The sequence below is a fragment of the Rubripirellula reticaptiva genome (genome assembly GCF_007860175.1).
GTDB classification, from domain to species: domain Bacteria; phylum Planctomycetota; class Planctomycetia; order Pirellulales; family Pirellulaceae; genus Rubripirellula; species Rubripirellula reticaptiva.
This window is the reverse complement of record NZ_SJPX01000001.1, coordinates 1,130,920-1,144,060: the sequence shown is the minus strand read 5'-3', so window position 1 is coordinate 1,144,060 and position 13,141 is coordinate 1,130,920. Positions and strand designations below refer to the sequence as shown.

The 13,141-nt window shown below is 54.7% G+C and carries 9 protein-coding genes and 2 pseudogenes; 7 read left to right on the top strand and 4 right to left on the bottom strand.

The genetic code is table 11. The features are described 5' to 3' along the window. Positions 1-77: 77 nt before the first annotated feature. The gene (locus Poly59_RS04065; RefSeq protein WP_246151367.1) at positions 78-1,454 is read right to left on the bottom strand and encodes a Gfo/Idh/MocA family protein; all 1,377 of its coding nucleotides are present in this window, start codon (positions 1,452-1,454) and stop codon (positions 78-80) included. Between the two features lie 224 nt (positions 1,455-1,678). Here Poly59_RS04065 and Poly59_RS04060 point away from each other — a divergent pair, with 224 nt between their 5' ends. Together Poly59_RS04060 and Poly59_RS04055 are read left to right on the top strand one after the other, a co-directional pair. After that, positions 1,679-2,758, top strand: a complete 1,080-nt coding sequence (locus tag Poly59_RS04060) for a TIGR00266 family protein (protein ID WP_246151366.1) — start codon at positions 1,679-1,681, stop codon at positions 2,756-2,758. A 117-nt stretch (positions 2,759-2,875) separates the two neighbouring features. Next, on the top strand, positions 2,876-4,342 hold the full coding sequence (locus Poly59_RS04055) for a sulfatase (RefSeq protein WP_146532743.1): 1,467 nt from the start codon (positions 2,876-2,878) through the stop codon (positions 4,340-4,342). A gap of 58 nt (positions 4,343-4,400) precedes the next feature. Here the strand turns inward: Poly59_RS04055 and Poly59_RS04050 are convergent, their stop codons facing one another. Next, on the bottom strand, positions 4,401-4,598 hold the full coding sequence (locus tag Poly59_RS04050; RefSeq protein ID WP_146532742.1) for a hypothetical protein: 198 nt from the start codon (positions 4,596-4,598) through the stop codon (positions 4,401-4,403). Between the two features lie 618 nt (positions 4,599-5,216). Between Poly59_RS04050 and Poly59_RS04045 the strand changes: the two genes are divergently transcribed. The 5 genes from Poly59_RS04045 to Poly59_RS04025 all read left to right on the top strand — a co-directional run bounded on the left by Poly59_RS04045 (position 5,217) and on the right by Poly59_RS04025 (position 10,857). Then, on the top strand, positions 5,217-6,026 hold the full coding sequence (locus Poly59_RS04045; RefSeq protein WP_146532741.1) for a hypothetical protein: 810 nt from the start codon (positions 5,217-5,219) through the stop codon (positions 6,024-6,026). A 35-nt stretch (positions 6,027-6,061) separates the two neighbouring features. Next, a complete protein-coding gene (locus tag Poly59_RS04040) occupies positions 6,062-6,679 on the top strand; it encodes a hypothetical protein (RefSeq protein ID WP_146532740.1) in 618 nt (205 codons plus the stop codon). Continuing rightward, positions 6,676-9,021, top strand: coding sequence for a serine/threonine-protein kinase (locus Poly59_RS04035; RefSeq protein ID WP_246151365.1), 2,346 nt, complete (start codon positions 6,676-6,678; stop codon positions 9,019-9,021). The genes Poly59_RS04040 and Poly59_RS04035 overlap by 4 nt, the downstream gene beginning before the upstream one ends. Next, positions 9,018-9,656, top strand: coding sequence for a hypothetical protein (locus tag Poly59_RS04030; RefSeq protein ID WP_146532739.1), 639 nt, complete (start codon positions 9,018-9,020; stop codon positions 9,654-9,656). Before Poly59_RS04035 ends, Poly59_RS04030 begins: the two co-directional genes overlap by 4 nt. 61 nt (positions 9,657-9,717) lie before the next feature. Further along, on the top strand, positions 9,718-10,857 hold the full coding sequence (locus tag Poly59_RS04025; protein ID WP_146532738.1) for a hypothetical protein: 1,140 nt from the start codon (positions 9,718-9,720) through the stop codon (positions 10,855-10,857). Here Poly59_RS04025 and Poly59_RS30590 read toward each other — a convergent pair. Both Poly59_RS30590 and Poly59_RS30585 read right to left on the bottom strand, forming a co-directional pair. Then, a pseudogene (locus Poly59_RS30590) lies at positions 10,854-11,702 on the bottom strand (hypothetical protein); the annotation flags it as partial. The gene Poly59_RS04025 and the pseudogene Poly59_RS30590 overlap by 4 nt on opposite strands. A gap of 44 nt (positions 11,703-11,746) precedes the next feature. Further along, a pseudogene (locus tag Poly59_RS30585) lies at positions 11,747-12,848 on the bottom strand (hypothetical protein); the annotation flags it as partial. Between the last annotated feature and the right edge of the window lie 293 nt (positions 12,849-13,141).

The window sequence follows — 13,141 nt, the reverse complement described above, 5'->3', positions numbered from 1 at the left end:
AAAAAGCCAGGACGGATCCTGGCTTTACAGCACTGGCCAGGAAGTTCCTGGCCGAATCTCAAAACTGACGTCGCAGATTAACTAACGACAGCTTCTTTCATTTCGATTTCGTAGCCTTCGCGATAAGGACGCGTCAGCATACCGTTGGCTTCTTCGTCGCCAACAATTTGCTCGTTGGCATCGTCCCACTTCAAATCGCGACCGAGCCGGGCCGAGATGCCGGCCAAGTGACACACATTCAACATTTCCATGTGAGTGTGAACGTCGCTTATCGGAGTCTCGCGAGTCTTGACGCAGTGCAAGAAGTTGGCCCAGTGCTGGGCCCGCTCGTTGTGTTCCATCGGCATGCCGCGATAAACCTTGCTGATTGCATCTTCGGGCAACGGGTTGTCCTTGAGTTCTTCAACAGGCGCGCCGACCAACTTCCTGCGATTGACGAAAATTCGACCCTTGTCACCTTCGATCAAGACGCCGTTGTCAGTGTCATTCCGGATGACCATCTCAGTGCCACCTGGGTAGGCAACATTGAACTGGAAACTCGTCGCCGTGTTGTAGCGATCATTGTCGACCGCCACGCCATTTTTGAACTCAACCGGATGAGTCGCTTTGCCACCGATCGACAAAGGACCTTCGGTTTGACCGTTCAACTTCAAAGCCCAATTGCTGATGTCAACGTGGTGAGCGCCCCAGTCGGTCAACTTGCCGCCCGAGTACTCGTACCACCAACGGAACTCGTAATGGCAATTCGTGTTCTTACCGTTTTCGCTGAGGCGATAATCGACACTTGGTGCCGGACCGAGCCAACGATCCCAGTTCAGATTTTTCGGAACATCGACCACGGGAATTGCGCCGCACGAAGGCGCGCCACCGATAGCGGCTTGCACTCGCTGGATCTTACCGACACGACCTTCGTTGACCATCGCCATGGCTTTGACAAACAGCGGGAATGTGCTGCGTTGTTGCGTTCCGACTTGGACAACACGGCCCGTTTCTTTCTGAACTTTACGGATCAATTTGCCTTCGTCGATCGTCAACGTCAGAGGCTTTTCACAGTAAACATCTTTGCCAGCCAACATCGCTTCGATCAGCGGTTTCGTGTGCCAGTGATCCGGCGTCGCAACGTGAATCACATCGATATCGTCGCGTTGCAAAATCTCGCGATAGTCTTCGTACGTGTCGGCTTTGCCTTCGCTGTGCTGCTTGTTGAATTTATCGGCGCGACCTTTGTCAACGTCGGCGATGGCGACGACGTCCAACCATTTCTTGGCCGCATTCATATTGCCGTTGGCCATTCCGCCAGCACCGATCACGCCAATCGCCATTCGGTCGTTCTTGCTCGTCGATTCATCCGCCAAGGATTTTGGGGTGGAGTAGAAGTATGGAACCGTCGCGGCACTGCCGGCGATCGCGGTCGTCTTCAAAAACTTACGACGTTGTTGGTTGATTTCGGACAAAATTAAGAGACCTTCAGATCGTGGATAGGTTGGGAAATCCGAGTAGTGGGAGAGCCGGGCAAGGCTTTCCCGAACAACACAGTTTACCACCAGCGAAGACTCGTTTTCCATTACCTTTATATTTTGACGCAATCTTGCGCCTCGATTGAGCATTTGATCGGCCTGGGCAAAATGAACGGCGGCATCCAAATTTTCAGTTTTTACAGCAATCCTGAGGCTTAAATATGATTTTCAACTGCCCCCAATGCGGAAAACAGTACCGCGGCGAGGCTTCGATGGTTGGCCGAAAAGTGAACTGCAAAGCCTGTGGCAGCAACTTTTCGATCCCCGCAAGTGACGAATCGGACGAACCCTTTTCGATGCAGCCTTTCGGCGCACGGGTGGTCGAGTCATCGGCGCCGATGGTCAATTCCGCGGCCGACGGTGATAACGATTTCATGGCGGGGAGTAACGAAATCGCGACGGCGCAAGTCTCCATGCGGGGCGGCCAGTCCAACGACGGCCGGGCACGTACGGCGGACGAAATCGACTACGAAATTTTTGGCCACGAAGCCCAATACGTCGAAATCACGCTGGATCCTGGCGAACAAACCATCGCCGAAGCCGGCGCACTGATGTACATGACCGCTGGCATTGAAATGGCGACAGTATTGGGCGACCCGTCCGAGCAAAACAAAGGGCTTCTCAACAAAGCCCTTTCCGCAGGCAAGCGAGTTTTGACCGGCGAGTCTCTGTTCATGACCACGTTCACCAACATGGGCAGTCGCCAAGCCAAAGTCGCCTTCGGTTCGCCCTATCCCGGCCGCATGATCCCGATGCACTTGGATCAATTAGGCGGCGAACTGATTTGCCAAAAAGATGCGTTTCTGTGCGGGGCTCGCGGTATCAAGATCGACATCGCGTTTCAAAAGAAAATCGGCGCCGGCCTGTTTGGCGGCGAAGGTTTCATCATGCAACGATTGAAGGGCGACGGGATCGCAATCGTTCACGCAGGCGGCACCATGATGTACCGCGAACTGAAACAGGGCGAACAACTGCGCGTCGACACCGGATGCATCATGGCGCTCGGCCCGTCGATCAATTACGACATCCAATTCGTCGGCGGACTCAAGAATGCATTTTTTGGTGGCGAGGGTTTGTTTCTAGCCACGGTCACCGGTCCGGGACCGGTGTGGTTGCAGTCGCTGCCGTTCAGTCGTTTGGCCGGACGCGTCGCCAGCAGCATGCCCGGCGTCGGTGGCGGATCACGCAAGGGCGAAGGATCGGTGCTAGGCGGACTCGGCGAAATGTTCATGGGCGACTGAGCTGATGGTGCGGGGTAACGATCTGCGGTGATGGCTTGGTAGCGCGGCGGTAGTCGAGATGAATTATCATCTCGACATCGCCCCCACTCCCAAACTCTTCCGACCATGATCGTTGCCATGAAACCTCACCCAAACCGAATTGCGAAAAGCATTTCACTGCTTTCCCTTGTGTTGGTTGCCGTCACGGCAAGCGCCGGTAACGGCTTGAACGTATTAATGATCGCCGTTGATGACTTACGTCCCGAGCTTGCCTGTTACGGTGCCTCGTCCATTCACAGTCCCAACATCGATCGTCTCGCACGCCAGGGTGTTCGATTCGACCGAGCCTATTGCCAGGTCGCCGTTTGCGGTGCATCGCGAGCAAGCTTGCTGAGCGGATGCCGTCCCGAAACGACCGGATGCTGGAACTTCAGCACGCTGCTGCGTTCAAAAATGCCCGATGTGCTGACGTTGCCTCAGCACTTCAAACAAAGCGGGTACGAGACCACCTTCCTGGGCAAGGTCTACCACAGCCCATCTGACGACGCTCCGTCATGGACATTGAAAGCGAGCGACTGGGCGCCTTCGCAACCGGGGAAGGGCCAGTCTTATGTGAATCGGAAACCAATCGGCGGTGCCAAAACCAGAAAGCGAGACGACCCGTCAACGAAGAACGGCCCATCGAACGAGAACGGTGGCAATGTTTCCGACGATATGTACACCGACGGCCACAACGCCGATCGGGCTGTCAAAATCATCGAACGTTTCGCGGACCACGACAAACCGTTCTTCTTTGCTGTCGGTTTTTTAAAGCCTCACCTACCGTTCAATGCACCAGGAAAGTACTGGGACCTTTATGACCGGGCATCGATCGAAATTCCCGCTCGCGAAGATGTCATCAACGGCGTTGCCTACGCCAATTCGAGTTGGGGCGAACTGAAAAACTATCCTGACATCCCTCGCAACGTGAAATACCTTGACGACGATAAGACTCGCGAACTGATCCACGGCTACCGCGCCGCGACCAGCTTCACTGATGCACAGGTCGGGAAACTTCTTGATGCACTGGATCGATCGGGACAACGAGACAAAACGATTGTGATCCTATGGGGCGACCACGGTTGGTACGTCGGCGACTTTGGCGTCTGGTGCAAACACACCAACTATGAAATCGCCACTCGCGTTCCTTTGATCATTTCGGCGCCGGGCGTCGAGCCGAATCGATCAAGCCTATCGATGACCGAGTTCGTTGACGTCTTTCCGACACTCTGTGAGATGACTGGATTGGAAGTCCCAGATCACTGCCAAGGCAAGAGCTTGGCGCCAATCCTGGCGGATACTTCGACGCGAATCAAGGAGGCCGCATTCAGCCAGTACCTCAAAAAGAAACCGGGCGGCGACCAGATGCGGGGAACCAGCATCCGCACCGACCGATTTCGATATACCGAGTGGCGGTCAGTCAAAACAGAGAAGCTAGATGCGATCGAACTGATCGATTTTGAAAACGATCCGGGCGCAACCTGTAATGTTGCTGACGCCCCAGCTTATGAAGACATCCTGCCCAAACTAGCCGAGCTTTGCGCCCAATCGAAAGCGGGCATTTGAAACCCGTTCATACGAAAACCCGGTCGCTTGAACCCGGTCGCTTGAACCCGGACGCAGCCTATCGGCTGAGCCCCTTCCTGATCGAACGTGGCGACGAAAAGTCAGCCAACTCGTCGGTCAGCCTTTCCAGGTCGTTGCTCAACCATTGGGCAAACGTCTCTTTCGAATCGGGCGACAAAGTTGCCGTCAGTTCATTCCAGTGATCGCCGGTCGGCCCGGGAGCGGATGGAGTTTTGTTATCGCTTGATGTTGTCATCGGAGAAAGCTCCGTTGTTTGGGCGGTCAACCCGCTAGTGATGAAACAAACCAGACCCGTGCGTTGGTATCGAGTTTTGGCTCGTACTGAGTGGGTCTTCAGAAGAGAGCCACACTCGGTACTCTAGGTTCACAGCAAGCAGTATGCCGAACATTTCAAAGAATCAGCACCACTTGCTCTAAGTCGTTTCCTGAAAAGGTTTTAAACAGACAAGAAAAGGTTGTTTTTTCGCCCTTTCATGTTGCGTTTCGGATACACAAGTGTCGCGAAATGCCAACACGACAGGCACTGACTGTTGCTTTATCGGTCAGCCTGCCACTTCAGTGTAATTCTATGCCTTAAAAGTCAAGTTGTTGTTGGAAATTCTCCCATTGTCGTGAAACTCGTCTTTTCAGCGAAGCGAAAAACGATTGCGGCAACTTTTCGGTCATCGAGTGAGGAAACATGACTGTTTGGAGCATTATCTGCCCTCGTCAAGAAATTTTTCAGGATCGATCCCAAGAATCGGAAAGGCCGTGCGAATGATGGTTTGTAACGTTTGGTGTCAATCGATGGCAACCACAACCGACGACCTCGATGCCACATTCAATTTCGCATTTCCTTTCGGAGGGGAGACCCATGATCAAAAAGATGATTCTTACCGGCGGAGTCTTGGCGCTGCTCTCAAGCGTGTCGCTTGGAACGCCACTGCTGAGTTACGCACGCTGTGGTGTGGACTGGCTACGTAGTTCCGCCAACGACTCGGTACCGCTGGAATGGGAACTTAAACGAGCCCGGCAAATGATTGCCGACTTGGAACCCGAGATCAAAGACAACGCAAAACGAATCGCGTTGGAAAAGATCCAAGTTGCGAAATTGGAAGGTCAACTGACCAACACTCGCGAAGGCTTGGCGAAAGGCCAATCCGACATCGAGCGATTGAGCCAAGACCTGCAAAACGACAACACCGTTTACACGTATGCCGGTCGCACTTACACGCTGACGCAAGTCAAAACGGATTTGGGCAACCGCTTCAAACGCTTCAAGACACGTCAAGCAACAGCCGACAAGCTGGAGCAAATGCTTTCAGCGCGTCAGGGCTCGTTGCATGCGGCACACGAACGAATGGATGCGATGATGGGTGCGAAACGTCAATTGGAAGTCGAAGTCGAAAATCTGCAAGCTCGCTTGGGTGCTCTGCGAGTGGCACAAACCAGCAGCCAGTTGAACTTGGACGACAGCCAGCTTTCGCACACTCGTGAACTGCTTGACGAGATCGCGACTCGGATCGACGTCGAAGAAGAAACGATGCATGTCGACACCGAATACTTCGGCGAAATCGACTTGGATCAACCAAGCGAAGAAGAACTGTTGGACCAAATCTCGACGTACTTCAGCACTCCTCGAAGTGATGATGCCGCCGCTTTGGTCTCGATTCAACTGAACTAGATCTTCGCATGACCTAACGACGAGAAACTCGCATCGTGTTCCCACTCACCGCCGCAACGAATGATGAAGCTAACGCCACCGGGTGGCGTTTGTGGATCGACGGTTGCGGCGGTTTTTTGTTGTTATTGGGCGACAAACTCTCGGTCGGCCGATCCGATGCCGACATCGTTGTGCAAGCCGACTGGCCACGCCGGGCCGGATCAATCAAGCGAGTTGAGGGCGACTACTTCTGGAATCCCATGAACTCTTCTGTTCCGGGTACCCCAGTCGATTCGGATAGTGCAAAGCCAGCCCTAATCCGAGATGGGCAATCGCTGGACATCGTCGGGTCGGCGAACATGAAGCTTGAAAAGCGAAGCCCGCTGTCATCAACGGCCGTCTTAACCGTTTCGCCGCCTCACCGTTTCGATCATCACGTTGATGGCATCGTGCTGGTGGACAAAACCGTGCTCATTGGTGCGGGCCGAGATTGCCATTTGCGGCATCGTGATGCGACAGACGTTGCCATCTTGGTTCACCGCCCAAAGGGCTCGCGAGCAGATTCCTTGGCGGGCTGGTCGGTCAAGTTAGGTTTAGACGGACAGTTCCAGGAGCTCGTCTGCGGGCGGCCCGTAACGCTGGGACCAATCACCATGACATTGGAGCCGGCATGAATCAGTCTCCTGACCACACCTTGAGTAGCTCGGACGCTAGCAAGGCGATTGACCCGCCTAGCCACCCCAAAGGTTGGAAAGATTTATTTTTTGCGCCCCGTCGTGACGCGGCTTTGGCCTGTGATTATGCCGCCAAAGCGTCGCTGGTCGCGGACCGCTGGAATTTAAGTTCCGATTCTTATTCACGGAAAAAACGCGTCATGTCACGTCTTTTCGATAAACTAAGGATCGGCTCGAGCAAAGAGTCTGAATTCGGCACGGCAACGGCAATGGCAACTCCAATCGCTGTGATCCTTGATCCGGATTCAAGTTCCGATGGCCTCGAGCTTGAAAACGCTTCCGATTCAGCTTGGTTGGCAGAGACTCATGTGTCCGAGCCACACTTTTCACCGCATTCGACTTCATCACCGATGAAATTCACTTATTCGCCCGGATCGAGTCCGCTTCCCCGAACCACGATTCGTCGTGGTATCGGCATGGGTGGATTTGGCGAAGTGTATTTTGCCGTCACAGATGCGGGCAAAGAGGTGGCGTTGAAACGGATCCAGCGGAATCTGGAAATCGAACTGCGCGGCGTTTCGCATTGTTTGAACCTGAAGCACCCGAATCTGGTTGCTCTGTACGACGTCTGTCCCGACGACCAAAACCAGTGGTGGGTCGTGATGGAATACGTTGCCGGACCTAACCTCCGCGAAGTGCTAGACGATTCACCGGAGGGCCTGTCCAAACCAGAAGTCGATCGCTGGTTCACGGGCATCGCCGCCGGTGTTCACCATCTGCATTCGGCTGGTTTGGTTCACCGAGATCTAAAACCGGGCAACGTGTTCGACGACATGGGAATCGTCAAAGTCGGCGACTACGGTTTAAGCAAATTCATTTCGACGTCTCATCGTGGCGGACATACCGAAAGCGTTGGCACGTTTCACTACATGGCGCCGGAAATTGGTCGTGGCCAGTATGGTCGCGAAATCGACATTTATGCGATGGGCATCGTGCTTTACGAATTGTTGACCGGCCAAGTGCCGTTCGATGGCGAGAGCTGCCAAGAAATCATCGTCAAACACATGACGTCGTTGCCCGATGTTTCGGACATCGCTGAACCCTATCGGTCAACGATCGCAACGTGTTTAGAAAAAGATCCTGCGAAACGTTTTCACACGATCCCGGAAATGTTGGAATCACTAGGACTTGCACACGCCACAGCAACCCATCAAACCGCCGTGCCCGTTCAGGCGACAATGGTTTCGACAGACAAAGTTGTCGACGAGACTGATGACGATGCGCCCGTGATGGCAACAGTTGTTGAACCGTCCACAAGTGCCGAACCGTTCGCTCGCGCTCTCCAGCTCAGTCTTCACGACCTGAATTTATGGTGGCGCACGCTGGATCGATCGCCGGTATCGAAAGCGGTGTTGATGTTGGTGGCCGGGTTTGTGTTGCTGATCAACACACATTGGCTGTTGCCGTTACTGTCGGTTATCGCGGTGTTTTATGTGCCGTACTACATCGTCAGGCAAATGGTGCTGCACGTTCACCAACAACCAAGCTTTGCGCAGGCCCAGCGATTGGCGACAACCAACGGTGCGGCGGCTCGTCCCATGACGCGGTCGCAATGGCGCGAACATATGCGAAGCGGACTGCGTGCGAAACACTCGGTACACCGTGTCGCCGAACTGAACACTTCATGGATCGCAGCGATCCTAACCGTCATCGGTCTAAGCGTGACTGCCGGCGTGGTGGGACTGCACAGCGGCCCCGTCACCGCCATGAACATTGCACCGTACGGATGGATGGCGATGGTGGTGATGATGTCATCGATGGGCATCTTGGGAATGGGAAAACTATGGGAGCGTGAAGACGGCGAAGGCCTGCCACGCCGTTTGGTATTGGCGGGCATCGGTCTGGGAGTCGGTACAGTTGCCTTTGCGATGCAAGAATTTTTGAAGCTGCCGGTCGATCATGGGCTGCTTCGTGACATTGATGCATCGGCGCTGCCGCAAGCGTTGTATACGCCTGATGGCGTGCCGATGGCATCTGCGATGATGGCGCACTTTGCGTTGTTATTTGCAGCTCTTCGATGGTGGAAACCCGTCGACCCACTACGTCGAACCCGGCTAAGCCCGTGGGCGGTCGCCGTCGCGGTGGTGGTCGAATGGGGCGTGCACCAAGTGCTGCCGATTCCTCAACCAACAGGCATGTTGATTGCTGGCGGCATTGCGATCACCGTCCAAATGGCGGCACCGTGGGTCAGCCAACGTAAAGGCGACTCGATTCTCGCAGCTACCCAGTCACTTCCCAACCAAACCCCATCCCCAACGACTCGATCAAGGAGCATGGCATGAACCAAGTCGTCTCTTATCGCCCGTCCATGATCATGGGTGGCACAGCATGGTTAGTCTTGGTGATGGTAACATCCGCTTGGTCGGCTGAAGAATCCAGCACGACCGGATCGAAGCCAGAACCGGCTCAATTGTCGGTCGCGCCGCTGGACCATATTGAATACCCTGACGATCGACCCCAGTGGCTTGTTGAAAACAAGTCGCTCGATGAAGAGCCATCGGTTCGCGGCGTTGATCACAAAATTGTGATCGTTTCGCTGCCTTGCGATTCAGCAGAACAATCGCTGGAAGAATTGCAATGGATGCAGCGTGCAGCGATTGCGACGTATGTCTCTCAAATGGTCGATGCAGGCGGTGAATTCGATTTCTATTCGCCGTCAGACGAGGAAATCGAGAACGACTTGATTTCCAAACGTTACACCGGCCAAGTCGTCCAAGGCGACTCCACGCGTTACGAGTCTGCAGTCGAGTTGCACTTTGACAGCAAGAAACGCGACGAAATTCGCGTTGCCTGGAAGAACATCGAAGTCGGCGATCGGCTAAAAGCACTCGGCGGTCTCACTACGGTCGGCTTGGTGTTGTTGATATGTACCAGCGGGTTGTTGGGAATCGTCAGCCGTCGCTTCCCAGCGTCGTAAGTTTCAGTGTCTTCGGTTGCGTTACAATAAATTTTTTCGCACTCTGAAGCAGAGGCTTGCCATGAGATCCCTATTGTCGATGGTCATTTTTGTTGGCCTGACTTTGACGGCGGCCGCTCAGAACTTTGAGATGTTTGAACCGAGCGGCGTCGTTGTGGCTCGGGTTGAAATTCGCCCAGGCCGATTGGTCATGTACGAAGGTCTCGGTGCCCGGCTCTTCTTTAGCCGTGAACCTCGATACGACTCGATCGATGGGCGTTTTGCAGGTTACTTCAATTTTGAACTCAACCGCATCCTGCGTTTTCCTCGAAGTGGACGAGGGCAAATGGAAACCGCAGACCTGGATGACTTCAATCCCTCCTACCGATTGACCCGGCGACTGGTGCGACCGCTTGGTGACCGACATTCGGTCCCAGTGCCGCTTCACGTGCCCGGGTATTTAGGGCCCGGGTATTTAGGGCCAGGCTACGTGGGTCCAGGCTATCTAGGTCCAGGCTACGTTTCGCCTGGTTTGCCCGGTCCGTTCATTACTGCGCCCGGCTTTGGTATTCCACCGCAAGTGTTTGGCGCATCGCCGCTGCCAGGGTTTGGCGGCATCGGCCCGATCGGTCCGCCGCTGCCTCAATCGGTGTTGATCGATTCGCAGACCATTCCCAATCCGCCTCTTGAACCGGTCCGCGTGCAATTGCGAAACGGTGGACCACGCGAAATTCAAGTCGGCGTCGTTGACTTGAAGACGCCTGCCAAGACACAGTCCCTGCGAATCGCCCCGGGCAGTTCGGCCGATGTCATGTTGGAACGCGAAGCAGGAGCTCGCCAGATCCAAAACTTTCGCGTCATCACACCGCTGGGCGATTCACAGACTCGCGAAATCGTCAACGACGTTCCGGCGACGGTGCGGTATGAGATCGTCGTTCACGAATGGAAGATTCAATCGGTTGCGATCGACCGAACCGCGGGTGCCGGCGACAACCCGATCGAAGATATCAACTTCCACGGCAAAAGCATTGGCAGATTTCCGTTACCGCCGGGCGACCAGTTGCAGCCTGGCAGCATTGATGTTTACCGAGCCGCAAGGAACCAAGGCAATGCCGCCGCCGTGGCTCCGATTTTGGCCGAGGAAGACAACCTTGAATCCGCACTCGATCCACTGGAACGAGCAATCTTGGAAACTCAACAGAACTTCCAACGCAACCGCTAAACACGCCGAATGAAATCTTCGGCGTAGCTTCGCACCTCGCTGCCGTTGAGCACGTGGACCATGCGCAGGCGCTGGACCTGTTCATCGCTAAACGACGTTAACGGGACATGGACCAGGTGTTTCTTGTGACGGCGGGCAAGGCGTTTCCAGCCGCTGCCCGGCGGCAACGATGACAGCAGGGCGATCTCGCGACCGCGACTGTGCAAACAAGCCGCAGCGATCAATCGTTCTTCAAGCGTCTCGGTGTAGTCGAGCCGCGTGTCTTGCCACACATCGGGAATCGTCACGGGCGGATACAGGAACATCGCGCCGCCATAGACGCTCATCCCAATACCCGGCCCGATCATTTCCTTTTCAAAATTGGTCGCAAACAGAGCCAGTGTTGACTCCGTCGCGTGCTCGGCGAACCAAGTCGTACGCCAGGGATAATCACGTGGATCGGCAGGCGAATCGAACAGCATCACACACGCATCCAACACCCCGCGACTCGGCGGAACCACTTTGACGTAGATCTGTTTTTCGTACCAGTGCCGAAGTGTGTCGCGAATGTCGATGCCATCTTTGACGCTGGTGGTGAACTTTTCGGTGCGTGCCAAATCGTTGCCGATGTTCGCCTGAGCCCGATCAATCACTCGCGTCCGAAACGCTTCGATCAAATCGTCTTCCGGCGGATAACTGCACTGACTGTACGGGTTCCATTTATAGGTCCAGCGGTCTTTCTCCGAGTCGCTCGGTCGGCGTTGCAATTGCAAGGTACACCAACTGATCGGTGGTCCCGGCAGACGACTGACCAGTGGCACCACTTCGCCGTCGGGCAAACGGGCTTGGTCGATTCCCAGCGTCACGCTGGATAGGGTCACATCCGTCGGTTGCGTCTGGTCACCATACTGATTGGCTAGTTCCGCCACGTGCAACGCAAACTGATCACCCAAGACCTGCTTAGCCGCAGTCACAATGGTGATCAAGTCAGGCGTCATTCGGCGATGAATCAACGACAGGTTGCGGATGTACTGCAGACACTTTGACAACAGCAACGGAGTGACTCGGCGAGCCCGATTTCCGAGTTCCTTTTTGTACGAATCACGCGCCGCCAACAACAACTCTTTGACGCCATCGATTTGCAAGTCATCATCGTCTTCGAGTTCGGCCCGCGCCCGTTCATACAAGTTCGTGATGTAGGGCAGTTCACCGAACAAGAACATCAACGTCCGCGGTTCGATGCGATAGCGGATCGGCGAGCAGACTTCTTCATGCTGAGGTTTTTCGATCACCGACGACGAAACGGCGACGTTCGACCCCAAGGTTCCGTCCTTGAGTTGATGGTAGGCTTCACGGATCCATGGCCAATGCAACACGCTGGTGACGATCAGAATCTTGTCGTATCGTTTTTCCAACTCAATCAACCGGATCGCCATGTGGATCATCCGGTCGCGAGTCTGTTGATCCGGCGGACGCGTGATGCTTGGCAACACCGCGGCTGCAAATTTTTCGGGCGACACATGCCGCACCGCAAATGGATCTGGCATCACGGTCGCGTAAGGAAGAAAACGATCAGTTTCTAAATCGATGAATTCTCGCGGGATGTGTTCGCCCATCGCCGCGCGAATTCCCATGATGACTCCCTGGCAGGGATCGACCGGCACATAACTGAGGGGCACCGATTCTTCATCTTCGTCTTCGTCTGATTCGTTTCCGTTGTCGTCGCTTTCACCAGTCCACGTCGTCGGTGCCCAACTCTCTTGGTCGGGCTTGAACGTTGACATCGCAGGCTGGATGACGATCGACGGCGTCGGCAAGTCCAAAACAGACTCTTCGACTGCTTCGCGAAACGATTCCGGCAGCGGCACCGCCACGCAGTCAAACGACTCTTCCAACATCCAGCGGCGAACCGTCAATGCAAATTGGCCGCTGCCGTGTACGACGGGCAACAACGCGATCTGCGGGCCGATTCGCAACAATTCGGGAACCCGAGACGTTTGCGAAAAAGTCATGAAGATTGGCCTTTTATGGAAATCGCCTAGGGATTATATTTTCTCGCTGTTCGCCGCAGAGGGATTTTTAGCCCACATCGACGCCCATGCCATCGGCACGGATTTCATTTTGGTCGGTTACACGGCGCTGCGAGAACATTCATTTGAACTTTCACGTGATGAAAGTGTCATTCTAAGCGAACGCAGGCGTCAATCGACGCCTGCGTTTTGCATTGATAGGCAGGTCATTGCTACAAAGCCTCAAAGTTGCTGTGTGTCGACGACGTTCGGCGAATCTTTCCGACACAAATTTC